This is a genomic window from Streptococcus parasanguinis CC87K (genome assembly GCF_000507765.1).
Taxonomy (GTDB): Bacteria; Bacillota; Bacilli; order Lactobacillales; family Streptococcaceae; genus Streptococcus; species Streptococcus parasanguinis_J.
Genome location: NZ_KI669402.1, coordinates 19,415 through 43,794, shown reverse-complemented (window position 1 = coordinate 43,794; position 24,380 = coordinate 19,415). Strand labels below are relative to the sequence as shown.

The following is a 24,380-nucleotide window of genomic DNA, read 5'->3' as shown; positions in this document are numbered from 1 at the left end:
TGGTATAAAGCCTTCTGTAATAATATTGAAAAAGTGTAGAAAGTAAGGATTTAGAATATTTGTAGTCAAAAATACAATGTTGCTTTTTACGATAGGGAGATAGATATGGCAATGATAGAAGTGGAACATCTTCAGAAAAATTTTGTGAAGACAGTTAAGGAGCCGGGGTTAAAGGGAGCCTTGCGCTCCTTTGTTCATCCTGAAAAGCAGACCTTTGAAGCGGTCAAGGATTTAACTTTTGAAGTTCCAAAAGGGCAGATTTTAGGATTTATCGGGGCAAATGGTGCTGGGAAGTCAACCACCATCAAAATGCTAACAGGAATTTTGAAGCCCACATCTGGCTTTTGTCGGATTAACGGCAAGATTCCCCAGGATAATCGCCAAGATTATGTCAAGGATATTGGAGTCGTTTTCGGACAACGCACCCAGCTATGGTGGGATTTGGCTTTGCAAGAGACCTACACGGTTTTGAAAGAGATCTATGATGTACCGAACTCGCTTTTCCATAAGCGCATGGACTTTTTGAATGAAGTTTTGGATTTGAAGGAATTTATCAAGGATCCTGTGCGGACTCTTTCACTAGGTCAACGGATGCGGGCGGATATTGCGGCTTCCTTGCTTCACAATCCCAAAGTTCTCTTTTTAGATGAACCGACTATTGGTTTGGATGTGTCGGTCAAGGACAACATTCGTCGGGCCATTACCCAGATTAATCAGGAGGAAGAGACAACTATTCTCTTGACTACTCATGATTTGAGTGATATTGAGCAACTCTGTGATCGGATTTTTATGATTGATAAGGGGCAAGAGATTTTTGATGGAACGGTTAGCCAGCTCAAGGAGACCTTTGGAAAGATGAAGACTCTCTCCTTTGACCTGACGCCAGGTCAAAATCATCTAGTCTCTCATTATGAGGGCTTGCCTGATATGTCCATTGATAGACAAGAAAATACTCTCAATATTGAATTCGATAGTTCCCGCTACCAGTCGGCCGATATTATCAAGCAAACCTTATCTGATTTTGAGGTCCGTGATTTGAAGATGGTAGATACGGATATTGAAGATATTATCCGTCGCTTCTATCGAAAGGAGCTCTAAGATGGTCAAATTGTGGAGACGTTATAAACCCTTTATCAATGCAGGGATTCAGGAGTTGATTAGCTATCGAGTCAACTTTATTCTTTATCGGATTGGCGATGTCATGGGTGCTTTTGTGGCTTTTTATCTATGGAAGGCTGTCTTTGATTCCTCCCAGGAGCCTTTGATTCAGGGCTTCAGTATGGCGGATATCACCCTCTACATCATCATGAGTTTTGTGACTAATCTTCTGACTAGGTCGGATTCTTCCTTTATGATTGGTGATGAGGTCAAGGATGGTTCCATTATCATGCGCTTGTTGCGACCAGTGCATTTTGCGGCTTCTTACCTCTTTACGGAGCTTGGTTCCAGGTGGTTGATTTTTATCTCTGTTGGACTGCCATTTTTAAGTGTCATTGTTTTGATGAAAATCTTATCTGGGCAAGGGATTGTAGAAGTGCTGGGACTAACTACCCTTTATCTCTTTAGCTTAACCCTGGCTTATCTGATTAACTTTTTCTTTAATATTTGCTTTGGATTTTCAGCCTTTGTATTTAAAAATTTATGGGGTTCCAACCTACTTAAGACTTCCATAGTGGCCTTTATGTCTGGGAGTTTGATCCCCTTGGCTTTCTTTCCAAAGGTCATTTCAGATATTCTGTCCTTCTTACCTTTCTCATCCTTAATTTACACTCCGGTCATGATTATTGTTGGAAAATACGATGCTAGTCAGATTCTTCAAGCACTTTTGCTTCAGCTTTTCTGGCTTATAGTGATGGTGGGCTTGTCTCAGTTGATTTGGAAACGAGTCCAGTCATTTATCACCATTCAGGGAGGTTAGTATGAAAAAATATCAACGCATGCATCTGATTTTTATCAGACAGTATATCAAGCAAATCATGGAATACAAGGTAGATTTTGTGGTTGGTGTGTTGGGAGTCTTTCTGACTCAAGGCCTGAACCTCTTGTTTCTCAATGTCATCTTTCAACACATTCCCTCCCTAGAAGGTTGGACTTTTCAAGAAATTGCCTTTATCTATGGATTTTCCTTAATTCCAAAGGGACTAGATCATCTCTTTTTTGACAATCTCTGGGCTTTAGGTCAACGACTAGTTCGAAAAGGGGAGTTTGACAAGTATCTGACTCGTCCTATCAATCCTCTCTTTCACATCCTCGTTGAGACCTTTCAGATTGATGCCTTGGGTGAACTCTTGGTCGGTGGCATTCTATTAGGAACAACAGTAACTAGCATCTCTTGGACTCTTCCAAAATTCCTGATTTTTCTAGTCTGTATTCCTTTTGCGACCTTGATTTACACTTCTTTAAAAATCGCGACAGCTAGCATCGCTTTTTGGACCAAGCAGTCAGGTGCCATGATTTACATTTTCTATATGTTTAATGATTTTGCCAAGTATCCTATTTCTATTTACAATTCGCTCCTTCGTTGGTTAATTAGCTTTATTGTACCTTTCGCCTTTACGGCCTACTATCCTGCCAGCTATTTCTTGCAGGACAAGGATGGACTCTTTAATATTGGTGGTTTGATTCTGATTTCCCTTGTTTTCTTTGTTATTTCCCTCAAACTTTGGGATAGGGGATTGGATGCTTACGAAAGTGCTGGTTCGTAAGAGGTAAAGTAAGACTAAAATCAAGAAAGGAACTTATGATGTTTGTAATTAAAGAAGTCAAGGGTGAAGATCAAAAAATGGCAGTTGTCGCTGAGATTTTAAGGGATTTGCCAGAATGGTTTGGAATACCAGAAAGCACGCAAGCCTACATTGAAGGAGCTAAGGATTTACGAGTTTGGGCTGCTTATCAAGAAAGTGATGTAGTAGGGTTTATAAGTTTATCATATTCGAGTGAAGATTGTGCTGAAATTGACTGTCTAGGCGTGAAAAAATCATTCCAAGGTCAAGGAATTGGAAGGAAATTAATTACGACTATAGAAAGAGAAGCAGTCAAACAAGTGGACTACCTACAGGTCAAAACAGTCGCAGAAGGTTCAAATAAAGATTATGACCGAACAAATGTCTTTTATCGCAGTCTTGGTTTTAAAAAATTAGAGATTTTTCCGCAACTATGGGATCCACAGAATCCATGTCAGATTCTGATTAAAAAGATCAACTAAAAGTGCTTGACATCCGCTATCAGAGTGCTATACTAAGAAGGTAATCGCCGATTTAGCTCAGTTGGTAGAGCAACGCACTCGTAACGCGTAGGTCACAGGTTCGATCCCTGCAATCGGCATAGAAAAAATCTGCTTTGAAGGAGCGAGACGATGAATAATGGTGATCACATATTCGTTCGGTCTCGCTCCTTCTTTTGACCACATAGGCGCCATTTTTGACCACTTAGTCAAAAGTCCTTGTCTCCGTAGGAGCTCTCTGCTATCATAGAATCATCAAAGGAAGAAATACTTCCGAATAATCAAAATGAGGTATATGATGATGAAAAAACTACTTGGACTTGGATTTATTTTGGTTGCTCTTGCGGTTGTCACAATGGGAATGGTTGGTTTTCCAAAGCTCGATGTGAACATCTGGCCCCTATTTCCCGTTCTCTTATTTGCTTTCTTTACGCTTGAAAATCTGTTGAAACAGGACTACAAGGCAAGTGTCATCTGTGCTTTAATTGCTCTGATGATTGCAAACGCGATCTACGATCTCTTGCCGGTTTCAAATGGCTTAGTGATCACAGCGGGTGTCCTTGCTTGCGTGGGTCTTAGTTTTCTTTTACCGGATAAGAATAGCAACAAATAAAGGAAGGAGGCTGGGACAAAAGTCCTAGCCTCTTAATTGTTTTTGGATTGTCGAGCAAGACGCAGTGGTTGAGTGGGCTCTACTACACTGATTTCATCAGCTTTTACAGCCCTACTCAACTGTGCGGAGGTGGGACGACGAAATCGAATTCTAACGAATGACCGATTTCTGTCCCACTCTCTCTTTACTTCTCAAAAACTACCTCTTGATGGGCAAAACGTGCCACTTACTGAAAAGCCCTTGTTTTGTTTTCAACAGCTGTTATAATGGTACTATCAAAACGTTGGGAAAGGAGTTTTATGAAAGTTAGAATCGAATTGGATCCATCAATGGACGAGCCTGAGATCTTGATTCGAGCCCCGCGCTTGACCCCGGAGTTGACCCAGCTGCAAGAGAGAATCCTAGAACAAAAAGTCGCTCCATTAGCCTTCTACAAGGATCGAAGTGAGTATTTTCTAGATGTAGCATCGATCCTCTTTTTTGAGACGGATGGGGAGAAGATTTTTGGACACACCAAGGATGAGGCCTATGAGGTCAAGCAGAAGCTCTATGAGTTGGAGGAGCTGCTTCCCATCGCCTTTTGTCGGATTTCCAAATCCACCATTGTCAACGCAAAGCAGATCTACTCTCTGGAAAAGTCTTTTTCAGGGACCAGCACGGTCAATTTCTACCAGACCCATAAGCAGGTCCACGTATCTAGACGCTACTATCAACTCTTAAAAGAACGACTAAATGAAATGAGGTAATATTATGAGAAAAAAATTAATCGGAGTATTCTTAATCCTATTAGCAGCCTTACTCCTCTTACAAGGCTATTTTGTAAAATGGGACATCAGCATCTGGACCTTAGCTTGGGTCACCTTGCTTGCAGTCCTGTCTCTCTCTAGTTTCTTGAAACGCCATTTTGGTTGGGGCTTCATCTATGGACTTTTAGCCCTCTTTTGTCTCAATGGGCAATACCATTTCCTTCCGGTGTCCAATTCGGTTGTCATCCTTTCTTCCATTCTCGCTGTGATTGGGCTCAACATCTTGTTCAAACCCTCTAAGAAAACAAAAGCCCGCCTAGCTTCCTATTCTGCTGGTTCGATGAGTAAGTCTGATGGCAATGACATCGATGTCACTTTTTCCACAGTGACAAAATATCTCAATGACCAACACTTTACCCACGGAAGTGCAGATGTAAGTATGGGAGAAGCTTCGGTTTATTTTGACAATTGCCGGATTGAGGGTCCTTCTGCTCAATTTGTTGTCGATGTTTCCCTTGGCAGTTTGAGCCTCTATGTACCAAGCGATTGGCGCGTCCATGTTAATGTGGATAATTCCCTCTCAGCGATCCAACATCAGGAAAATCCAAGTGCTCTGACAAGCAAGGATTTCTACATTACGGGCGATGTTTCCTTAGGAAATCTGGAAATTATCTATGTAGGTACGAATTCGTTTTCTTAAGCTAGAAATGAAAAACTTTGGCCAAAAGCTTGCCAAGAGAGATTTTTTTTGGTAATATAGTACGGTATGTGGTGCTAGCACATCCGTTATATTAGATCTAATAGGAGGAAACACAGAAATGGCTAAAGTATGTTATTTCACAGGTCGTAAGACTGTATCAGGTAACAACCGTTCACACGCTATGAACCAAACAAAACGTGCCGTAAAACCAAACCTTCAAAAAGTAACTGTCCTTATCGATGGTAAACCTAAAAAAGTTTGGGCTTCAGCTCGTGCATTGAAATCTGGTAAAGTAGAACGCGTTTAATAAAGAAAAAAGGCTGGGCATAAAGTGTCCAGCCTTCGCTTTTTGATAGGAATAGTAGCATGACGCAGTGGTTGATTGGAACTACTCATGTTTGAAACATTCGTACTTCCTAATCAACTGTGCGGGGGTGGGAAAATTGAAAAGGTTTGGGGAACCTTTTCAACTTTTTTTATTTTACGGAGTTCTTTCCCACTCCCTTTTCTTTTTCTCCAGAGACAGCTGTCACAGCGGGAGAAGAATAGTCCCTACCCTTTTACAGTTGACCTCTTTTATGGTAAAATAGAATATAAAATACTTTTGAGGTAGAAATTATGACAGTAAAAATCAATACAAAGGACGGTCAAATTGAATTGACTGATGAGGTTATCGCAACTGTTGTAGGCGGTGCTGCTACTGAGATCTTCGGTGTGGTTGGAATGGCCAGCAAAAATGCGATCAAAGATAATTTCCAAGCCCTCCTAGGGAAAGAAAACTTCTCTAAAGGTGTTGTTGTCAAAACAACGGAAGCAGGAACTATCGCAGTTGATGTTTACACTGTTTTGAGCTATGGAACAAAAATTAGCGAAGTCTCAAAAAATATTCAAGAACGTGTGAAATTTAGTTTGGAAAATCAACTTGGAATCACTACGGATACTGTGAATGTCTATATTCAAAATATCAAGATTGTGGGAGAATAATCGTGGCTAATATTACTACAAGTTTATTTCAAGAAATGGTTCAAGCGGGGGCTACGCGCTTAAATAAACAAGCGGAATATGTAAACTCTTTGAACGTCTTTCCTGTACCAGACGGGGACACAGGAACCAATATGGGAATGACCATCGAAAATGGGGCCAAAGAAGTATCGGACCGTTCTGCTTCAACTGTTGGTGAAGCAGCAGGGATCTTCGCTAAAGGACTATTGATGGGCGCGCGTGGGAACTCAGGAGTCATCACTTCTCAATTGTTCCGTGGATTTTCTCAAAGTGTTAAAGACAAGGAAGAATTGGATGGAGCAGCACTTGCAGCAGCCTTCCAGTCTGGTGTAGAAGTCGCTTATAAAGCCGTTATGAAGCCGGTTGAAGGTACCATTTTGACGGTTTCTCGTGGGGCAGCCATCGGTGCCAAGAAAAAAGCAGAATCCACCAATGATGCGGTAGAAGTCATGCGTGCAGCTCTTGAAGGTGCTAAAACAGCTCTTGCTAAGACTCCAGATATGTTGCCGGTCTTGAAAGAAGTTGGTGTGGTAGACTCTGGTGGTCAAGGTTTGGTCTTCATCTATGAAGGATTCTTGTCAGCCTTGACAGGTGAATTCATCGCTTCTGAAGAGTTCCAAGCAACACCTGCAACCATGTCAGAAATGATCAATGCAGAACACCACAAGTCAGTCGCTGGCCATGTCGCAACTGAAGACATCAAGTTTGGTTACTGTACAGAAATCATGGTCGCTTTGAAACAAGGTCCAACTTATGTCAAAGACTTCGATTACGATGAATTCCGTAACTATTTGAACAACCTTGGGGATTCCCTATTGGTGGTGAATGACGATGAGATTGTCAAAGTTCACGTCCATACAGAAGATCCAGGTCTTGTCATGCAAGAAGGTCTTAAATACGGAAGCTTGGTAAAAGTGAAAGTTGACAACATGCGCAACCAACACGAAGCGCAAGTTGAAAAAGAAGAGCGTCAAGCCAAACCAGTTGAAGAAAAAGAATATGCCATCATCGCAGTCGTTGCGGGTGACGGATTGGCTGATATCTTTAAAGCGCAAGGAGTTGATTACATCATCTCTGGTGGTCAAACCATGAACCCATCAACAGAAGACTTTGTCAAAGCGGTTGAAGAGTTGAATGCGCGCAACATCATTATCTTGCCAAACAACAAAAATATCTTGATGGCGGCTCAATCTGCAGCAGAAGTGATTGATCAACCTGCAGCAGTTGTTGAGACCAAGACTATCCCTCAAGGATTGACTAGTCTTCTTGCCTTTGATGAAAGCAAATCGATCGAAGAAAACTACGAACGCATGAGCGCTTCATTGGGTGATGTTGCGTCTGGTAGTGTGACAACAGCGGTTCGCGATACCACTATTGATGGGCTTGAAATCCATGAAAATGATAATCTTGGAATGGTCGATGGCAAAATCGTTGTTTCAAATCCAGATATGATGGAAACCTTGGAAGAAACATTCGCTCATATGTTGGATGAAGACAGTGAAATTGTGACCATCTATGTCGGTGAAGACGGCAGTGAGGAGTTGGCAAATGAATTGGCCCAAGCCCTTGCTGAAAAATACGAAGATGTAGAAGTGGAAATCCACCAAGGTGGCCAACCAGTCTACCCATACTTGTTTAGTGTAGAATAATTGAACAGAAGGTTCCTTTCGGAACCTTTTTTTGTATATAGAAAAACGAGGAGATTCCCTATGAAAGCAGCGTGATTCAGAGGGATTGAGATTGAAGCGACCCCTACACGGAAGCTTTATTCGTGAGAAAAAGGGGTTTCTGCAAAAAGTCTCACATTCATCAGATTTTTATTCAAATGGAAGAGCTTGAAAAGAGGGGGAAATGGTTTGAGCAGTGGAGTTTTTAGACAAGAAAGACGCGATATGTTATACTGGTATCAGTATGTGAAAGGAGAGTTATAAAAATGAAGAAATTTTTTGTAACCCTTGGGCTAGCCATTTTGGTATTGACTGGTTGTTCGCAATCCCAAACAAAGAAAACTACAACCGCTAGCTCATCTAGCAGTTCCTCTGTTAAAAAAGAAGTAAAAAATGAAGAAAAAACCACAACCTTAGTAGGAGATATCAATGGAACAAAACACCGGGATATTATCAAGTCTAAGGGAGATAAGGTTGAAAACCTTCGCATCGAAGTGACGGCTGATCTGCCCCAACAACTTGGGACCATCGCAGCAGAAAAGTCACCTGAAGAGCTCACAGCAGCCATTCAAGCTTTGCTGGAACAAAATGAAGACTATAAGAAGCTAAAAACCGTTCCTGGTTTTAGTTTGGAATACACAGTCACCCCAGAAAAGAAATTGCTCTCAACCAGTGTGATTGACCTCAACCAAATTGACGCCAAGTCTCTAGAAGAAATTTCTTACTTCAAAGATGCTGGTCTCAATGATTTGAAAAACATGAAGGCAGATGCCTTGGTGAAGGCCTTGAAACTGCATGGCATGAAAGAAGAAGGTCAGTAAGAAGAATAGAAAAAGTCGAGTGAAGTCACTCGGCTTTTTTTAGTGACATTTGTCATGTGAGCGAGTGACAAAATCATCTAGTTGCTTCTTCTTTCTTTTCATATAATAAAGTCAGAAAGTAAGAGGGTTGAAAAATGAAACAATGGTTTTATAAAGTGTTTACGTTAACAGTGGTGGGGATGGTCGTCTATTTGATCTTTTCAAAGGATGATAGTCTCTATTACCATTTTCCTTGGGAATTATTTGCTGGGATTGGCATCATGAGCTGGGTGGTTCAAGAAGGATTGAAAATGATCAAGGCTGTTAAAAAGGAGATGGAGCAATGAAAAAGAAGTTTGAAATTGGATTGGTAGCTGTTTTGTGTTTGCTCCTTTGGGCAACTGAGATGATGACGGGCTGGTTTTCTGCCCATTTTCCTAGCTGGTTTTTCCAAACGGTTTGGGGAGTGACCTTGGTCGTCTATGTCCTCATTCCAGCTGGCCAGATTTGGTTGAAAGGAGAGTCTCATGAGTGTCATTAGAGTAGAGAACTTGAACAAAAGTATCAAAGGAAAGGTGATCCTAGAAGATCTTTCTTTCACAGTTGAACGGGGGGATTGCCTGGCCTTGATTGGGCCAAACGGAGCTGGGAAAACAACCTTGATGAACTGTCTTCTGGGAGATATGAAGGTGACTTCTGGAATCGTTGAAGTAGAGGGAAAAGCTCCTGGTCATCCTCAGTTAAAGGCTAGTGTCTCTTATCTCCCTCAAGAGAATGCCATCGTGCAAAAGCTAACCGTGCAGGAACTGATCAGTTTCTTTCGCTCCATTTATCCCAACCCTTTAACGGTCAATGCCATCGATGATTTATTGCGTTTTACTCCAGAACAAAAGAAGCAATTAGCCAGTAAGCTGTCTGGTGGGCAAAAGCGTCTTTTATCCTTTGTGTTGACCTTGATTGGTCGTCCCAGTCTCCTATTTTTGGATGAGCCAACGGCTGCCATGGATACGTCCACTCGCCAACGCTTTTGGGAGATCGTCGGGCATTTAAAGGACCAAGGTGTGACTATAGTCTATTCTTCCCATTACATCGAGGAAGTAGAACATACAGCTGATCGGATTTTGGTCTTGCACCAGGGCCATTTGCTTCGGGATACGACACCTCTCGCTATGAGAAGCGAAGAGGTAGAAAAACATTTTACCCTGCCCCTACGCTACCAAGCTCTAGTGGCCGAGATGGAAGGGATTGGTCAAGTGACGGTCAAACCCGATGCTCTTCAGGTCGTTACAGGCAATGCCAATCGTTTGTGGAGGCGATTGCAGGAAGAAGGATGTTCAATCCAAGAGATCGAAGTGACCAATCGAAGTTTATTGGATTCTATTTTTGAAAATACAAAGGAAGTAGGTAGAGAAGATGAAACGCATGAAAGCTCTCGGCGTGGTTGAGTGGCATTTAACTAAACGCCAAGCCATTTATTACTTGTTATCAATTGGGATGCCAACGGCCTTTTATCTCTTCTTTTCAGGGATGTACCAGGACACACCAGGGGCACCCGCTCACTTTATGAGGGATTATCTCCTTTCTATGACGGCATTTTCTATGATGTCTACGGCTATCTTTTCTTTTCCAACAGTTCTTGAAACCGATCGACTCAACAATTGGCAAAAAGTCTTGCGCCATACCCCGGTATCTATGGTAGAATATTATCTAATAAAAGTTGTGGGTCTCTTTGTCGATTTTCTCCTATCGATTGGAGTTGTCTTTACCGTGGGCCATGTGGTGCGCCATGTGAATATGTCCCTACAAGATTGGGTCTTGTCGGCCTTTATTCTCATCCTAGGAAGCCTAGCTTTTGTGGCTCTCGGTCTGGTTTTGACCTTGCTTCCTTCTAGTCAATTGATGTCTGTTGTGGGTAATCTCCTTTACATGGGGTTGGCTGTCATGGGTGGCCTTTGGATGCCCATTAGTCTCTTTCCAGAATGGATGCAAGCCATCGGCAAATGCCTACCAACCTATCAATTGATGGAGCTGATCAAGACCTTTTTAAACAAGGGGCAGATCAATGTTCTCGCTAGTGTCTATTTAACCTTGTTTACCCTGGTCTTGTTTACCCTTGTCATTGTTTATCGTCGTCATTCTGAGGTTCGTTCATGATTGAAAAACTCAAGCGTATCCATTATATGTTTTACGCTAGCCTAGTCTTTATGGGCTTTCCCTTTATCTCTATTTTATTAGGGGAGGTCCCCTACTGGCACTTCTTTTTAGCCCTCTTGTTTATTGCTTCCTATCTAGGAGTCTTGATTACTGAAAACAAAAAGCTGACCTGGATTTGTTGGCTATACCTCCTAGCCTATGTAGCAGGAAATACTCTTTTTATTAACGCCAACTATTTTTGGTTTTATTTCTTCATCAGCAACCTATTGGTCTATCACTTTGAGATTCACAATTTTCGCTCTCCCTATCTTTGGACAGTTTTTCTATCGCAATTCCTGCTTTTTGGGGCCATCTTTTTCAAACAGAGTGCGATGGAGTATGAATGGGTATTTTTAATCATTATTTTCTTTTTTACTCATGCCATGACCTACGGCATGATTCGGATTCGGATGGTGGAAGAGTTGAAAGCTGATCATGCCAAGCAAAATGCCCAGATCAATCTTTTGCTGGCAGAAAACGAGCGCCATCGGATTGGCCGCGATCTGCATGATAGTCTAGGCCACACCTTTGCCATGCTCAGTGTCAAGGCAGACCTGGCTGATCAATTCTTAGCATTGGGTCAAGTTGAGAAGGCGCAGGAGCAGGTGCAAGAGATTCAAACCATCAGTCAGGAGTCCATGCACCAAGTCCGAGAGATTGTGGAGAACTTGAAGCAGCGAACCCTGACAAGAGAGCTAGAAACTGTCCAGCAAATGCTAGAAGTGGCGCAAGTCAAAGTGGAGATTCAGAATGAGCTCGATACAGCTAGCATCTCGCCGATCCTAGAGTCTGCTCTGGCCATGGTGTCTCTGGAATTAGCCACTAATATGATCAAACATGCCAAAGCGACGCAGGCCTTTCTCTCTTATTGCTCCACCGAGACAGGTGTAGAAATGGTTGCAGAAGACAATGGCATCGGCTTTAGTAAAGTTTCCGATAAGGATCTGCACTCGATCCGCGAACGGATTGCCTTATTGGGAGGAGAGTTAGAGATCAGTCGTCGTCACAAGCCAACCCGCATAGAAATACGGATCCCCTATCAAGAAAGGAAATAAGATGCGCTTATTAGTTGCTGAAGACCAAAGTATGTTACGCGATGCGCTCTGCCAGCTCTTGCTCCTACAAGAGGATGTGGAAGATGTCTTGCAGGCTGGCGATGGGCAAGAGGCCATTCGTTTACTCGAAACACATCCAGTCGATATTGCGATTTTAGATATCGAAATGCCCATCAAAACTGGGTTAGAAGTGTTGGAATGGGCTAAAAGTCAAAAACCCCAGCTCAAGGTCGTCATCGTTACCACCTTTAAGCGACCGGGCTATTTTGAGCGGGCCCTCAAGGCTGGAGTCGATGCCTATGTCTTAAAAGAACGCCGCATTACGGATTTGATGGCCACTCTGCATACCGTTTTAGCAGGGCAAAAAGAATATTCGCCTGAATTAATGGAAGGGATTTTGACCCATCCCAATCCTCTAAGCCCTCAAGAAAAGGCAGTTCTAAAAGAAGTCGCAAAAGGGGCTTCTAACCAAGAAATTGCTGATCGCTTATTTCTCTCAAACGGGACCATCCGCAATTATATGTCAGCCATTCTGACCAAGTTGGATGCGGAAAACCGGACCGAGGCGGCGAAGATCGCCCAAGAAAAGGGATGGTTATAAGAAAGAAAAGAGAGTGGGACAGAAATCGGTAATTCGTTAGAATTCGATTTCGTCGTCCCACCTCCGCACAGTTGAGTAGGGCTGTAAAAGCTGATGAAATCAGCGTAGTAGAGCCCACTCAACCACTGCGTCTTGCTCGATAATCCAAAGACAATTGAGAGGCTAGGACTTTTGTCCCAGCCTCTTTTTTGATTGGATTTGTCATTGTTTTAGGAGAGCTCTCATTATTCGGATTTGGATAGAAAATTCAGAAAATTTACTATTTTTCCTTGAAATATTTTCTAAAAATGGTATGATAGTAGCATGCTAATTTGATATACAAAGTACTGGAAAGGAGAGACATGGAGAAAATTACCTTAGAAACTGCAAAAACCGGTTCAGAGCTCGTTCTTGAAACCCTGCGTGATTTGGGCATTGACACGATTTTTGGTTATCCTGGTGGAGCGGTTTTGCCTTTATACGATGCCATCTATAGCTTTGAGGGTATCCAGCATATCTTGGGTCGTCATGAACAAGGATGCTTGCATGAGGCTGAAGGCTACGCCAAATCAACTGGAAAGCTGGGTGTCGCAGTCGTCACTAGTGGACCGGGGGCGACCAATGCCATTACAGGGATTGCAGATGCCATGAGCGATAGCGTTCCCTTATTAGTCTTCACTGGTCAAGTCAATCGTGCTGGGATCGGGAAAGACGCCTTTCAAGAAGCGGATATCGTGGGAATTACCATGCCCATCACCAAGTACAACTATCAAGTACGTGAGACGGCAGATATTCCACGAATTATCACAGAAGCTGTCCATATTGCGACGACCGGCCGTCCTGGCCCTGTGGTAATTGACCTTCCAAAGGATGTGTCTGCTTTAGAGACAGATTTTATCTATGAACCAAGTGTGAAGCTTCCAAGCTACCAGCCTACCATTGAACCCAATGAATTGCAGATCAAAAAGATTTTGAAGCAATTGAGTAAGGCTAAAAAACCAGTTCTTCTTGCTGGTGGTGGAGTGAGTTACGCTGGAGCTGCAAAAGAGTTGATTGCTCTAGCAGAGCGCTATCAGATTCCAGTAGTGACTAGTCTTTTAGGTCAAGGAACGATTGCGACCAGTCATCCTCTTTTCCTAGGGATGGGAGGAATGCACGGATCCTTCGCGGCCAATATCGCTATGACAGAGACGGATTTCATGATCAGTGTAGGTTGTCGATTTGACGACCGTTTGACAGGGAATCCAAAGACTTTCGCTAAAAATGCTAAGGTTGCCCATATCGACATTGATCCTGCAGAGATTGGTAAGATCATTGCTGTCGACATTCCTGTTGTTGGCGATGCAAAGAAAGCCTTGCAGCAGTTGCTAGCAGAGCCGACGGTTCATAACAACACAGAAAAATGGATCGAAAAGGTGACCCAAGATAAGAACCGAGTTCGTTCATACGACAAGAAAGAACGGGTTGTGCAGCCACAAGCTGTGATTGAACGCATCGGAGAGTTGACCAAGGGGGACGCTATTGTCGTCACAGACGTTGGACAACACCAAATGTGGGCAGCTCAATACTATCCTTACCAAAATGAGCGCCAATTGGTGACATCTGGTGGTCTAGGAACGATGGGATTCGGTGTTCCTGCAGCTATCGGAGCGAAAATTGCCAATCCAGATAAAGAAGTTGTTCTCTTTGTCGGAGATGGTGGTTTCCAAATGACCAATCAAGAATTGGCAATCTTAAATATTTATAAGGTTCCGATCAAGGTCGTTATGCTCAACAACCACTCGCTTGGAATGGTCCGTCAATGGCAAGAAGCCTTCTATGATGGTCGGACGTCAGAGTCAGTCTTTGATAGCCTTCCAGATTTCCAATTGATGGCGCAAGCCTACGGGATCAAGAATTATAAATTTGATAATCCTGATACTCTGGAGAAGGATTTGGAAGTCATCACAGAAGATGTACCAATGTTCATCGAAGTAGACATTTCTCGGAAAGAGCATGTCTTACCGATGGTACCAGCTGGTAAGAGTAATCATGAGATGTTGGGGGTGAAGTTTAATGCGTAGAATGTTAACAGCCAAACTTCAAAACCGATCAGGTGTTCTGAACCGCTTTACTGGAGTCCTGTCGAGACGTCAAGTCAATATCGAAAGCATCTCTGTTGGTGCAACAGAAAACCCTAATGTATCGCGGATTACCATTATCATTGATGTTGCTTCGCATGATGAAGTAGAGCAAATCATCAAACAGCTCAACCGTCAGATTGATGTGATTCGCATTCGTGATATCACTGACAAACCACACTTGGAGCGCGAAGTGATCCTGGTGAAAGTTTCTGCACCAGCTGAGAAGCGGGCAGAAATCTTGGCCATTATTCAACCTTTCCGTGCGACCGTGGTCGATGTGGCCCCAAGCTCTATCACCGTTCAAATGACGGGAAATGCAGAAAAGAGCGAAGCCCTCATTCGTGTTATTCGACCTTATGGGATTAAAAACATCGCCCGCACCGGTGCAACCGGATTTACTCGAGATTAATTCTCGCCTTAACATTGTTAACCCCGCCTTAAAAAGGCAAATAATATAATAGAAAAGAGATTTTACTTATGGCAGTTCAAATGGAATACGAAAAAGACGTTAAAGTACCAGCACTTGATGGTAAAAAAATCGCCGTTATCGGTTATGGTTCACAAGGTCATGCACACGCACAAAACTTGCGTGATTCAGGTCACGATGTCATCATCGGTGTACGTCCTGGTAAATCATTCGATAAAGCAAAAGAAGATGGATTTGAAGCTTACCCAGTTGCAGAAGCAACTAAATTGGCTGATATCATCATGATCTTGGCACCAGACGAAATCCAAAAAGATATCTACAAAGATGAAATCGCTCCAAACTTGAGCGCTGGTAAAGCTCTTGGTTTTGCCCATGGTTTCAATATCCACTTTGGTTACATCAAAGCTCCTGAAGACGTAGATGTCTTCATGGTTGCACCAAAAGGACCAGGTCACTTGGTACGTCGTACTTACACTGAAGGATTTGGTGTACCAGCACTTTACGCTGTCTACCAAGATGCTACTGGTAATGCGAAAGACATTGCAATGGACTGGGCAAAAGGTGTTGGTTCAGCACGTGTTGGTCTTCTTTCAACAACCTTCAAAGAAGAAACAGAAGAAGATTTGTTTGGTGAACAAGCCGTTCTTATGGGTGGTTTGACAAGCTTGATCGAAGCTGGATTTGAAGTTTTGACAGAAGCTGGTTATGCACCTGAATTGGCTTACTTCGAAGTCCTTCACGAAATGAAATTGATCGTTGACTTGATCTACGAAGGTGGCTTCAAGAAAATGCGTCAATCATGTTCAAATACTGCAGAATTTGGTGATTTCGTAACTGGTCCTCGTGTTATCGGTCCAGAAGTAAAAGAAAACATGAAAGCTGCCCTTGCTGATATCCAATCAGGTAAATTTGCACGTGAATTCGTTGAAGACCACGATGCTGGTTTCCCACGTTTGAAAGCCTTCCGCAAACAAGCTGAAGAACTTGAAATTGAAAAAGTTGGTGCTGAATTGCGTAAAGCAATGCCATTCGTTGGTCAAAACGACGATGACGCCTTCAAAATCTACAACTAATTGTCTGTAGAAGACTAAGCAAGTTGGGACACCCTGGCTTGCTTTTTTGATCAATACACAGCAACAGAGGTATGAAATGATAACAGCAAAAGATGTGGCCAAGGCCCATAAAATATTAAGTGGAGTCGTTGTCAATACGCCCCTTGAATACGACCACTATTTATCTGAAAAATATGGGGCAAAGATTTATTTGAAAAAAGAAAACGCCCAACGTGTTCGTTCTTTCAAGATTCGTGGAGCGTATTTTGCAATTTCTCAACTCTCAAAAGAAGAGCGTGAGCGTGGTGTAGTGTGTGCTTCTGCGGGAAACCATGCGCAAGGGGTTGCTTATACTTGTAATGAAATGAAGATTCCAGCAACCATCTTCATGCCGATTACAACACCGCAACAAAAGATCGGCCAAGTCCGCTTCTTTGGTGGGGACTATGTAACGATTAAGTTGGTGGGGGATACCTTTGATGCATCAGCTAAGGCGGCCCAAGAATTTACTCTTGCAGAAAAACGGACCTTTATTGACCCGTTTGATGATCCACATGTACAGGCTGGCCAAGGAACAGTGGCCTATGAAATTCTTGAGGAAGCTCGAAAAGAATCGATTTCTTTTGATGCTGTCCTTGTCCCTGTCGGTGGAGGAGGCCTCATTTCAGGTGTTTCTACCTACATCAAAGAAACAGAGCCTCGGATTGAGGTCATTGGGGTAGAGGCTGAAGGAGCGCGCTCCATGAAGGCTGCTTTTGAAGCAGGTGGTCCCGTCAAATTACCAGAAATCGATAAGTTTGCAGACGGGATTGCTGTGCAAAAGGTGGGACAATTGACTTATGAAGTGACCCGTCAACATGTGGAAACCCTGGTTGGGGTCGATGAAGGCTTGATTTCAGAGACCTTGATTGATCTTTATTCCAAACAAGGGATCGTAGCTGAACCAGCAGGAGCGGCCAGTGTGGCATCCCTTGAAATCTTGCGCGAATACATCAAGGGGAAAACCATTTGTTGTATTATCTCAGGTGGGAACAATGACATCAACCGTATGCCTGAAATGGAAGAACGGGCTTTGATCTACGATGGAGTAAAACACTACTTTATCGTCAACTTCCCACAACGTCCAGGGGCCCTTCGCGAATTTGTAAATGATATCTTAGGACCAAATGATGATATCACACGTTTTGAATACATCAAGCGTGCTAGTAAGGGAACTGGCCCTGTCTTGATTGGGGTTACTTTGGCCAATAAGCATGACTATGCAGGCTTGGTTAACCGTATCGAGCGTTTTGATCCGTCTTTCATTAACTTGAACGGCAATGAAACTCTCTATAATATGCTGGTCTGAGTATCATGCAGAAATAATCGACTATTTAAGCAATATATTTTTATGGAATATATTGCTTTTTTATCAAGACTTGTGATATGATATGCGTAAATTAAAAGGAGGAATTTTTTATGCCTGGATTTTTTATCTTTATTTTATTCTTGCTAATGGTTGCAGGATTCATTGTGATTAGCTCACTATATGTGGTCAAGCAACAATCCGTTGCCATCATCGAGCGTTTCGGACGTTATCAAAAAATTAGCGATAGTGGCATTCATATGCGAGCGCCTTTTGGTATCGATAAAATTGCAGCACGAGTTCAATTGCGCGTCTTGCAGAGTGAGATCGTGGTTGAAACAAAAACTCAGGATAACGTATTCGTTACCATGAATGTGGCGACGCAATACCGAGTGAACGAAAGCAACGTAAAGGATGCCTACTACAAACTCATGCGTCCAGAATCACAGATTAAATCATACATTGAAGATGCTCTTCGTTCTTCTGTGCCTAAGTTGACCTTGGATGAATTATTTGAGAAAAAAGATGAAATCGCTCTTGAAGTTCAAAAACAAGTGGCAGAAGAAATGTCAACTTATGGATATATTATTGTTAAAACCTTGATCACCAAAGTTGAGCCAGATGCCGAAGTGAAACAATCCATGAACGAGATCAATGCAGCGCAAAGAAAACGCGTGGCGGCTCAGGAATTGGCAGAAGCAGATAAGATCAAGATCGTGACTGCTGCCGAAGCTGAGGCGGAAAAAGACCGTTTGCACGGGGTTGGTATTGCCGAGCAACGGAAGGCCATTGTCGATGGATTGGCAGACTCTATTAAAGAGTTAAAAGGTGCGAATGTAGACTTGACCGAAGAACAAATCATGTCTATTCTCTTAACCAACCAGTACTTGGATACCCTAAATAATTTTGCAGATAAAGAAGGGAATAATACGATTTTCCTACCAGCTAACCCAGATGGGGTCGAAAACATTCGTACACAAATATTATCAGCCCTGAAAGCAAAGTAAACTATTTCTCATTTTTTAAAAAAGGTTCGTATTTTCAGCGATTTTAGTTGACAAAATGTGCAAAACAATTTATATTAGTATTGGAAATAATAATATAGGAGAAAGATCATGGCTAAATCGAACTTTGAAAAAGTAGAATCAGTTGTTGGATGGGTACGCGATAAGAAAATTACGGGATATCGTATCAGTAAAGAAACAAATGCCCGTGAAATGTCTATCATTGCCTTGGCTCAAGGACGTGCAAAAGTGAAGAACATCTCGTTTGAAACTGCACTCGGATTGATTGATTTTTATGACAAAAATCATCAAAAATTCGAAGATTAATTTGTTGTTCCAATTAAAAACCAGAGAGTTTGCTCTCTGGTTTTTTTCTATGCCTTAAAAGAAGAGGAGGTACAAAAAAACAGCTTGCTTCCATACTGGTAAGCAAACTGTTTCAAGAGATTAATGTAAGAAGCGTTGAAGAAATTCCTTGGTCCGTTCTTCTTTGGGATTGGTAAAGATTTCTTTTGGATCTCCTTGTTCAGCAATGACACCCTTGTCCATGAAGATGACATGGCTAGAGACATCGCGAGCAAATTCCATTTCGTGGGTGACAACAATCATGGTGAGACCTTCTTTTGCCAGGTCCTGCATGATTTTCAAGACTTCTCCAACCATTTCTGGATCTAGGGCAGAAGTGGGTTCATCGAAGAGAATGGCATCAGGATCCATAGAGAGGGCACGTGCGATAGCGACCCGTTGCTTTTGACCACCTGAAAGTTGTTTCGGACGGGCAGCCCAATATTGAGATCCCATACCGACTTTTTCAAGGTTTTCTTTGGCAACTTTTTCTGCGGTTTCACGATCACGCTTGAGGACGGTTGTTTGTGCAACGATGGTATTTTCCAAGACGTTTAAATTTTCGAAGAGATTAAAGCTTTGGAAAACCATTCCTAATTTCTCGCGGTAGTGGGTAAGATCATACTCAGGATCAAGAACATTTTGTCCACGATAGAGAATCTCTCCAGCTGTAGGAGTTTCTAGAAGATTGATGGAGCGAAGGAAGGTTGATTTTCCGCTACCAGAGCTCCCGATGATGGAGATCACCTCTCCTTTTTCAACCGTAAGGGAAATATCTTTCAAGACTTCATTTTGACCATAAGATTTTTTTAAATGTTGAATTTCAAGAATTTTTTCTGACATTATTTCACCTCATTGACTTGCATTTGATTTGCACCTGTAGTATAAGTATCAGAATCTAAGCGACGTTCGATGTAGCGAAGGATTCGTGTGATGGTAAAGGTGAGAACGAAGTAAATCACAGCGATGATCGTAAATGTTGGGAAGTATTGGTAGTTTTGAGTTGCGACCGTATTTCCTGTAAAGTACAGTTCAACTACAGAGATAACATTCAAAACAGATGTATCCTTGATGTTAATAACAAATTCATTCCCTGTTGCTGGCAAGATATTGCGAACAACCTGTGGAAGGACGACCTTGCGCATGGTTTGTCCATGGGTCATTCCTAGAGCAGTCGCTGCTTCAAACTGACCTGGATCCACTGCTAAGATCCCACCACGAACAATCTCACTCATATAAGCTCCGGTATTGATGGATACGATAAAGATGGCGGCCCAGGTACGATCCAAGGAAATGTTAAAGGCTTGGGCGGAACCGTAGAAAATGACCATGGATTGAACGATCATCGGAGTTCCACGGAAGATTTCAATGTAGACATTGAGGAACCAACCAAAGGCAGTTTGGCATCCAGCAAGGAATTTATTTTTAGCCTTCGGAGCTGTCCGGAAGACACCGATTAACAAACCGATAATCAACCCAGCGATAGTTCCAGTCATAGAGATTAAGAGGGTCATTCCAGTTCCCCGTAAGAACTGTGGGCCATTATCCTTTAAAATCTTCATCATTTGGCTAAAGAATGTCTGCTTATCATCACTAGCATCACTGGAAGCTGGTTGCTTCTTAATCATATCATCCATGAGTTTGACTTGGTCTTCAGACGAAATCTTAGCTAGTGCGGCATTGACTTGGTCAATTCTAGTGTCACCCTTCTTCATCCCGATAGCGATGGTCGCATCTTCTTCCCCAACTTCAAATCCTTTTTTGAATTGAATCATTTTAAATTTAGAATTAGCGGACTCGGCGGTTAGGGCTTCGGGACGTTCAGAAACATAGGCATCAATAACACCCGATTCTAAAGCTTGACGCATCTGGGCAAAATCACCCATTGCAGTTTCTTGTTTCACACCCTTGAGTTGGGAAATGAGAGAATAGAGGTAGACCCCTTGTTGAGAGGTGACCTTTGCATCCTTAAAGTCATCTAGACTAGTGGCGTTTGCATAATTTCCATCTTTACGAACGAGCATGACCGGTTCACTGGTATAGTAGCTCTTTGAGAAGGCGACCTCTTTTTTACGTTCAGCGGTTGGACTCATCCCAGCGATAATCATATCGATTTTACCAGAAGTGAGGGCTGGAATTAAACCGTTCCAAGATGTTTTTACGATCAGAGGTTTTTTACCTAACTCCTCAGCAACTTTTTTGGCGATTTGGACATCGTACCCATTGGCATATTGATTGGTACCGTCAATTTTAACAGCTCCATTTGCATCATCTTCTTGGGTCCAGTTGAAAGGAGCGTAGGCCGCTTCCATTCCGATTCGTAAATAGTCATCTGCATGAGCAACCTGTGTGATGCCTAGGCAAATGAAAAGCCCTGTTAAGAGCGCGAATAATGTTTTTTTCATTTTTTCTCCTCTTCCTTATTTTAACTTCTCTATTGTACAGTAAAATAGGCTGCATTTCAAACATGGTCCTCTTTTTATTTAAAAAATGCTATAATAATACAAAGGAGCGTGATCAAATGAAAAAGTATTTGTATGTTTTTTTCGCCTTTCTGGCCTGCCTTTTTGTCAGTCAGAATGTCCATGCATCTAGTCCATCTTATGATGTACTTTACTATGGTGGAACCTTGACCTTGGACACCTGGGACGACGCCACCTATGAGGAAGAACTGGTTTATTATTTCAAAGATTCTTATAGAGGGCAGTATGTTAGCCTAGGAACTGCGGGCAACATGCCACAAGGGTTTGCAATTGAGATACCGCCAAAGGTTGAGGTGGAAGGTCGTGATCTTCAAAGAGAACCCGAGATTACGAATCTAGGTGATGGCTACCGAGTGAAAATTTATAACAGTGGTGTAGCGACAGATACTGTCAAAATTAAAGTTACATGGAAATTAAAAAATCTCCTCTATTCACACAAGGATATCTTGGAGTTGAACTGGAAACCGATCACAGATGGCGATCAGAAGGTGGATGAAGTTCAGTTTCGTGTCATCCCTAAGTTTGCACCAGCTAATGCCCAATCGGAACTGTATATCCATACAGCCTTTATGGGACCGGATGTGACTGTAAAGAAAGAAGATGGAATCTATTCTGCCACTTTCTATAACCTAGGCAAAGGAAAGGCTGTGGAGTTGTATGGTTACTGGTTGAAGTCAGATCTAACTACTTTGTATGATTCTGGTCGAAATACAGGATTAACCAAATTGGATGAATTTCACAAGAACCAAGCTAAAATTGAACAGGAAAAATACTGGACACGCATGTTTTGGAACTGGATCTTGCCAGCCTTCATTATTGCACTCTGGCTTCTTTCTCTCTTGGGTCGCAATCGGTTCAAAAAAATGATTTGGCCTGGTGTGACCTATCCGACTGATACTCGTCTTTACGAGATTCCACAGGATATTGCACCTCTTGTTATGAGCTCGGTTGTTTATTCAGCCGAATTAGACGAGGCCTCCCCGACCAATAAAGAGAAGGCAACTCCTCCAGTATTCACATTTGAAAAAATGCTTCAAGCTACTTTGCTGGATTTGATGGATCGTGGAGTGATTGTCTACGAGCAACAAGGAAATGAAGTCGTTTTGACGAGAAAGTCTCATGGACATGTGGATGATTTTGAACGCTCCTTTATGAATATGGCTTTTGGGGATCAAGTTTCCTGTCCTGTTAACCGTCTCTTTGAGAATTATAAATTTAGTGATGATGTATACAAACATGCCAAAAAAGCAGATCAAGATGCCATTCGTTCACTAGGAAGTTGGGCTCAGGGCCGCTTTGATACGGCTGTCAACCAAGTGGCCCGAGATGTTCATCGCAAGGTGGAAGATCTCCATTTGCCAAGCTACTATCGCCCTTTAGAAGCAAAAGAAGAAGCGCAAGCTAGACGAAGTCTCTTCTTTGGTTGGGCTGCTTGGTTTATCGCTCTTGGAGCAGAAATCTTTGCCATCTTTGGGATGGGTTGGTTCTCTGTTCCTTGTTTGATAGGGATCCTCATACTTTGGTTTATGCCAGTGCGCTTCAATGGTGTCTTTAAAGCCTGCCTACGAGATGGAGTTGTCAATCTTGCGGGTGCTGAGCAACGCTATTACTGGGATAGTTTTGGTCGGATGTTGAAAGAGATTGCCCACCTCAATGATGCAGAGTTGCAGTCTCTGGTCCTATGGAATCGCTTATTGGTCTATGCGGCCTTGTATGGTGTAGCTGATCAGGTCACAAAGGTCATGAAGCTTCGGAATATTCATTTAGAAAATCAAGCCTTAAACGCCTTCGTTTATACTCCGTTCTATCATGATGTGACCCACTCAAGTCATGCCATGTCTACTTATGGATCGACAGCATCGACAGCTAGTCATTTCACAGTTTCCTCTGGTAGTGGAGGAGGTTTCTCTGGCGGAGGAGGCGGAGGAGGCTTTGGTGCCTTCTAAGCAGCACTAAGAATGGTCTTGGTCGCTCTTTCCCTTCTAGTTTAGAAGGTCTGGTCCAGTCCATAGATTTATGATATAATAGAGCAAATGTAAGTTTAGGAGAAAAAGATGTTTCTGATCGAATTAATCAAGGCGGTTCTTTTTGGGATTGTCGAGGGGATTACAGAATGGTTACCGATCTCAAGTACAGGTCACTTGATTCTGTTACAGGATTTTGTGCAGTTTAAAAATCAAGATCCAGCCTTTATGGAGATGTTCAATGTCGTGATCCAATTGGGTGCGATCCTAGCGGTTGTGGTGATTTATTTCGATAAATTGTATCCCTTCAAACCGGGGAAATCTCCACTAGAAGTACGTCGAACTTGGCAATTATGGGCAAAAGTTGCGGTTGCAACGCTCCCGCTTGTCTTTGTTTTTAAATTGGATGATTGGTTTGAGGCGCATTTTCACAATTCGATTTCCGTTGCGATTATGTTGATCACCTACGGGATTGCCTTTATCTATCTGGAAAGACGAGAACAGGTTGAGCCAGCAGTAACGGAATTGCATAAGCTCCCTTATCGAACAGCTCTTTATATCGGACTCTTCCAAGTTTTATCGCTATTTCCAGGAACAAGCCGTTCAGGTGCTACGATTGTAGGCGGCTTGATCAATGGTGTTAGTCGTCCAGTGGTGACAGAATTTACCTTTTATTTAGGGATCCCAGCCATGTTTGGCGCTAGCCTCTTAAAGGTTGGAAAATTCGCTCTTGGCGGACATTCACTAGCACTGGGGCAACTCTTTATTCTACTGGTAGCGATGGGAGTGGCCTTTGTGGTCAGCATGTACGCTATCCGCTTCTTGACAGATTATGTGAAAAATCATGATTTCACCGTCTTTGGGAAATACCGGATTGTTCTTGGTTCCATCTTGCTATTGTATGGACTCTTCCGTGTTATTTTCTAAGAGAACGGTTGAACTTGATCAAATTATTTTTCGAGGTTGGAGACTTTTGTCCCGACCTCTTTTCGATGCATCCTTTTTTTGAATTCTATCCAATTTTTTAGTATAATAGTAAGACTAGAAGTATGAGGTTA

General features: G+C 42.5%; 27 protein-coding genes and 1 tRNA gene. 26 read left to right on the top strand and 2 right to left on the bottom strand.

All coding sequences use genetic code 11. From position 1 onward, the window contains the following. Window positions 1-105: 105 nt before the first annotated feature. The 24 genes from HMPREF1195_RS06735 to HMPREF1195_RS06615 all read left to right on the top strand — a co-directional run bounded on the left by HMPREF1195_RS06735 (window position 106) and on the right by HMPREF1195_RS06615 (window position 18,857). The gene (locus HMPREF1195_RS06735; protein ID WP_023919335.1) at window positions 106-1,098 is read left to right on the top strand and encodes an ABC transporter ATP-binding protein; all 993 of its coding nucleotides are present in this window, start codon (window positions 106-108) and stop codon (window positions 1,096-1,098) included. Between the two features lies 1 nt (window position 1,099). Continuing rightward, a complete protein-coding gene (locus tag HMPREF1195_RS06730) occupies window positions 1,100-1,918 on the top strand; it encodes an ABC transporter permease (protein ID WP_023919334.1) in 819 nt (272 codons plus the stop codon). Between the two features lies 1 nt (window position 1,919). Beyond that, a complete protein-coding gene (locus HMPREF1195_RS06725) occupies window positions 1,920-2,705 on the top strand; it encodes an ABC transporter permease (RefSeq protein WP_023919332.1) in 786 nt (261 codons plus the stop codon). Window positions 2,706-2,743: 38 nt separating this feature from the next. After that, window positions 2,744-3,205 carry a GNAT family N-acetyltransferase gene (locus HMPREF1195_RS06720; RefSeq protein WP_023919330.1) on the top strand — a complete coding sequence of 154 codons (462 nt, stop codon included), beginning with the start codon at window positions 2,744-2,746 and terminating at the stop codon, window positions 3,203-3,205. 46 nt (window positions 3,206-3,251) lie between these two features. Further along, window positions 3,252-3,324, top strand: a tRNA-Thr gene (locus tag HMPREF1195_RS06715). A 200-nt stretch (window positions 3,325-3,524) separates the two neighbouring features. After that, entirely contained in the window at window positions 3,525-3,836 is a 312-nt protein-coding gene (locus HMPREF1195_RS06710; protein WP_023919329.1) for a LiaF transmembrane domain-containing protein, read from the top strand. Window positions 3,837-4,135: 299 nt separating this feature from the next. Next, on the top strand, window positions 4,136-4,582 hold the full coding sequence (locus HMPREF1195_RS06705; protein WP_003004160.1) for a LytTR family DNA-binding domain-containing protein: 447 nt from the start codon (window positions 4,136-4,138) through the stop codon (window positions 4,580-4,582). Between the two features lie 4 nt (window positions 4,583-4,586). Further along, on the top strand, window positions 4,587-5,282 hold the full coding sequence (locus HMPREF1195_RS06700; protein ID WP_023919328.1) for a LiaF transmembrane domain-containing protein: 696 nt from the start codon (window positions 4,587-4,589) through the stop codon (window positions 5,280-5,282). Between the two features lie 118 nt (window positions 5,283-5,400). Next, on the top strand, window positions 5,401-5,589 hold the full coding sequence (gene rpmB / locus HMPREF1195_RS06695) for a 50S ribosomal protein L28 (RefSeq protein WP_001140948.1): 189 nt from the start codon (window positions 5,401-5,403) through the stop codon (window positions 5,587-5,589). 311 nt (window positions 5,590-5,900) lie between these two features. Further along, window positions 5,901-6,266 carry an Asp23/Gls24 family envelope stress response protein gene (locus HMPREF1195_RS06685; RefSeq protein WP_003004393.1) on the top strand — a complete coding sequence of 122 codons (366 nt, stop codon included), beginning with the start codon at window positions 5,901-5,903 and terminating at the stop codon, window positions 6,264-6,266. 2 nt (window positions 6,267-6,268) lie between these two features. Continuing rightward, a complete protein-coding gene (locus HMPREF1195_RS06680; protein ID WP_014712937.1) occupies window positions 6,269-7,933 on the top strand; it encodes a DAK2 domain-containing protein in 1,665 nt (554 codons plus the stop codon). Window positions 7,934-8,217: 284 nt separating this feature from the next. Continuing rightward, on the top strand, window positions 8,218-8,772 hold the full coding sequence (locus tag HMPREF1195_RS06675; protein WP_023919327.1) for an SP0191 family lipoprotein: 555 nt from the start codon (window positions 8,218-8,220) through the stop codon (window positions 8,770-8,772). Window positions 8,773-8,906: 134 nt separating this feature from the next. Beyond that, window positions 8,907-9,098: a hypothetical protein gene (locus HMPREF1195_RS06670; protein ID WP_023919326.1), complete on the top strand. Its 192-nt coding sequence runs from the start codon at window positions 8,907-8,909 to the stop codon at window positions 9,096-9,098. After that, window positions 9,095-9,292, top strand: coding sequence for a hypothetical protein (locus HMPREF1195_RS06665; protein WP_023919325.1), 198 nt, complete (start codon window positions 9,095-9,097; stop codon window positions 9,290-9,292). The genes HMPREF1195_RS06670 and HMPREF1195_RS06665 overlap by 4 nt, the downstream gene beginning before the upstream one ends. Then, window positions 9,279-10,196 (top strand): ABC transporter ATP-binding protein, encoded by a 918-nt coding sequence (locus HMPREF1195_RS06660; RefSeq protein ID WP_023919323.1) that lies wholly within the window; start codon window positions 9,279-9,281, stop codon window positions 10,194-10,196. Before HMPREF1195_RS06665 ends, HMPREF1195_RS06660 begins: the two co-directional genes overlap by 14 nt. Then, complete coding sequence (locus HMPREF1195_RS06655; RefSeq protein WP_023919321.1) at window positions 10,165-10,905, top strand: ABC transporter permease; 741 nt, start codon at window positions 10,165-10,167, stop codon at window positions 10,903-10,905. Before HMPREF1195_RS06660 ends, HMPREF1195_RS06655 begins: the two co-directional genes overlap by 32 nt. After that, complete coding sequence (locus tag HMPREF1195_RS06650; RefSeq protein ID WP_023919319.1) at window positions 10,902-11,999, top strand: sensor histidine kinase; 1,098 nt, start codon at window positions 10,902-10,904, stop codon at window positions 11,997-11,999. Before HMPREF1195_RS06655 ends, HMPREF1195_RS06650 begins: the two co-directional genes overlap by 4 nt. 1 nt (window position 12,000) lies before the next feature. Then, window positions 12,001-12,600 carry a response regulator transcription factor gene (locus tag HMPREF1195_RS06645; protein WP_023919318.1) on the top strand — a complete coding sequence of 200 codons (600 nt, stop codon included), beginning with the start codon at window positions 12,001-12,003 and terminating at the stop codon, window positions 12,598-12,600. Between the two features lie 341 nt (window positions 12,601-12,941). After that, on the top strand, window positions 12,942-14,642 hold the full coding sequence (locus HMPREF1195_RS06640; RefSeq protein ID WP_023919317.1) for an acetolactate synthase large subunit: 1,701 nt from the start codon (window positions 12,942-12,944) through the stop codon (window positions 14,640-14,642). Then, window positions 14,635-15,111 (top strand): acetolactate synthase small subunit, encoded by a 477-nt coding sequence (gene ilvN / locus HMPREF1195_RS06635; RefSeq protein ID WP_023919316.1) that lies wholly within the window; start codon window positions 14,635-14,637, stop codon window positions 15,109-15,111. Before HMPREF1195_RS06640 ends, ilvN begins: the two co-directional genes overlap by 8 nt. Window positions 15,112-15,179: 68 nt before the next feature. Then, a complete protein-coding gene (ilvC, locus tag HMPREF1195_RS06630; protein ID WP_003004157.1) occupies window positions 15,180-16,202 on the top strand; it encodes a ketol-acid reductoisomerase in 1,023 nt (340 codons plus the stop codon). 76 nt (window positions 16,203-16,278) lie between these two features. Next, on the top strand, window positions 16,279-17,529 hold the full coding sequence (gene ilvA / locus HMPREF1195_RS06625) for a threonine ammonia-lyase IlvA (RefSeq protein WP_023919315.1): 1,251 nt from the start codon (window positions 16,279-16,281) through the stop codon (window positions 17,527-17,529). Window positions 17,530-17,639: 110 nt separating this feature from the next. Continuing rightward, complete coding sequence (locus HMPREF1195_RS06620; RefSeq protein WP_003010253.1) at window positions 17,640-18,533, top strand: SPFH domain-containing protein; 894 nt, start codon at window positions 17,640-17,642, stop codon at window positions 18,531-18,533. 108 nt (window positions 18,534-18,641) lie between these two features. Continuing rightward, window positions 18,642-18,857: a capsule biosynthesis transcriptional regulator gene (locus tag HMPREF1195_RS06615; protein ID WP_003004771.1), complete on the top strand. Its 216-nt coding sequence runs from the start codon at window positions 18,642-18,644 to the stop codon at window positions 18,855-18,857. Between the two features lie 120 nt (window positions 18,858-18,977). Here the strand turns inward: HMPREF1195_RS06615 and HMPREF1195_RS06610 are convergent, their stop codons facing one another. Both HMPREF1195_RS06610 and HMPREF1195_RS06605 read right to left on the bottom strand, forming a co-directional pair. Further along, window positions 18,978-19,718 carry an amino acid ABC transporter ATP-binding protein gene (locus HMPREF1195_RS06610; protein WP_023919314.1) on the bottom strand — a complete coding sequence of 247 codons (741 nt, stop codon included), beginning with the start codon at window positions 19,716-19,718 and terminating at the stop codon, window positions 18,978-18,980. Beyond that, window positions 19,718-21,280 carry an ABC transporter substrate-binding protein/permease gene (locus HMPREF1195_RS06605; RefSeq protein ID WP_023919313.1) on the bottom strand — a complete coding sequence of 521 codons (1,563 nt, stop codon included), beginning with the start codon at window positions 21,278-21,280 and terminating at the stop codon, window positions 19,718-19,720. The genes HMPREF1195_RS06610 and HMPREF1195_RS06605 overlap by 1 nt, the downstream gene beginning before the upstream one ends. A 116-nt stretch (window positions 21,281-21,396) precedes the next feature. Between HMPREF1195_RS06605 and HMPREF1195_RS06600 the strand changes: the two genes are divergently transcribed. Together HMPREF1195_RS06600 and HMPREF1195_RS06595 are read left to right on the top strand one after the other, a co-directional pair. Next, entirely contained in the window at window positions 21,397-23,304 is a 1,908-nt protein-coding gene (locus tag HMPREF1195_RS06600; protein ID WP_023919311.1) for a DUF2207 domain-containing protein, read from the top strand. 108 nt (window positions 23,305-23,412) lie between these two features. Beyond that, the gene (locus tag HMPREF1195_RS06595) at window positions 23,413-24,249 is read left to right on the top strand and encodes an undecaprenyl-diphosphate phosphatase (RefSeq protein WP_013904699.1); all 837 of its coding nucleotides are present in this window, start codon (window positions 23,413-23,415) and stop codon (window positions 24,247-24,249) included. The last annotated feature ends 131 nt before the right edge of the window (window positions 24,250-24,380 follow it).